Here is a 238-nt window from a genome sequence, read left to right on the forward strand (position 1 = left end):
TGCGATTTTCTTCGTAACGGTGACAACTTTGATTGGATGGATTCAGTTCTTCGAAGAACCGCTCATCATGACCGAGGGGGGACCACTCAATTCGACGACGTCACTCGCGTTGTTTATATACAACAACGGTTTCCAGCTTAGTAACTTCGGTTATGCGGCTGCCGGGTCGGTCGTGTTGTTCATTCTGATCATTACGGTGACACTCATTCAGTTCCGTCTTCAAAAGAACGAAAACAAC

Annotated in this window: 1 protein-coding gene; it reads left to right on the forward strand. The window is 46.6% G+C overall.

Features of this window, described 5'->3' with window-relative positions; all coding sequences use genetic code 11:
• On the forward strand, positions 1–238 hold a 238-nt coding region (locus tag ACSV5T_RS10345), incomplete at both ends, for a carbohydrate ABC transporter permease (RefSeq protein WP_438321091.1).

The organism is Veillonella sp. ZSJB6 (assembly GCF_051549505.1).
Taxonomy (GTDB): Bacteria; Bacillota; Negativicutes; order Veillonellales; family Veillonellaceae; genus Veillonella.